This window comes from Bradyrhizobium forestalis, from assembly GCF_002795245.1.
Lineage (GTDB): Bacteria > Pseudomonadota > Alphaproteobacteria > Rhizobiales > Xanthobacteraceae > Bradyrhizobium > Bradyrhizobium forestalis.
In genome coordinates this window covers 1-1120 of sequence record NZ_PGVG01000119.1, presented here as the reverse complement: position 1 = coordinate 1120, position 1120 = coordinate 1, and the positions used below count along the sequence as shown (strand labels likewise).

General features: G+C 64.5%; 1 protein-coding gene. It reads left to right on the top strand.

The genetic code is table 11. The annotated features are described in order from the left end of the window. Positions 1-77 precede the first annotated feature (77 nt). On the top strand, positions 78-1120 hold a 1043-nt coding region (locus CVM73_RS38735), incomplete at its 3' end, for an IS110 family RNA-guided transposase (protein WP_100236939.1).

Genomic DNA, 1120 nt, shown 5'->3' with positions numbered 1-1120 from the left:
TGATGGTGTGGACGGCCCCCTACGGCATCATTTGTGCCAGAATGAGGTTGTCACACACTCATTCACAGGAGCCGTCCGTGAGCCAGATTATCCGCATTGGGATGGATACGTCGAAGCATATTTTCCAACTTCATGGGGTTGATGCGTCGGAGCAGGTGGTGCTGCGCAAACGGCTCAGCCGCAAGGCGATGCTGGAGTTCTTCGCCAAGCTGGCGCCGACGGTGATTGTGATCGAGGCGTGCGGGGCCGCGCACTACCTGGCGCGGGAGCTTGGCAGGCTCGGGCACACGGTCAAGCTGATCGCGCCGCAACTGGTCAAGCCGTACGTGCCGCGCAACAAGAACGACGGGCGCGATGCGGAGGGACTGTGTGAGGCGGCGAGCCGGCCACGGATGCGCTATGTTCCGGTGAAGACGGCCGAACAGCAGGCAGCGCTGATGCTGCTGGGCGTACGCGAGCAATTGGTGATGCGGCGCACGCAACTGAGCAACACGATCCGCGGTTATGCGGCGGAGTTTGGCCTGACCGAGGCCAAAGGGCTGGACAAGCTTTCCGCGTTCCTGGCCGCAATCGAGCGGGACGAGCGCGTTCCAGCGCTGGCTCGCGAGCTGTTTGTCACGCTGGCTCGCCAATATGACCAGGTGCAGGTCGAACTGAAGGCGATCGAGGCCAAGCTTGTGGCCTGGCACCGTGCCGACGCCTTGAGCCGGCGCCTGGCGCAGATCCCGGGGATCGGTCCGGTCACCGCCGCCGCACTGGTGATGAAAGCGCCCGATCCGCACGCCTTCCGCTCGGGGCGACTGTTTGCCGCCTGGCTCGGCCTGACGCCCAAGGACCATTCCACTGCGGGAAAGACCAGGCTCGGCAAGATAACCCGAGCCGGCGACGAGAGATTACGTCAACTTCTTGTGGTCGGGGCGACCGCGGTGGTCAAGCAAGCGACCGGGAAGCACCGTCGTGGATCGCGCTGGCTGCTCGACCTGCTCGAGCGCAAGACGCCGAAGCAGGCAGCCGTGGCGCTGGCCAACAAGACCGCACGCATCGCCTGGAAGCTGATGACGACAGGAGAGGATTATGACAGCGCGCGGCTCGATGCCCGAGCCGATGTCCTAGGGGCAGC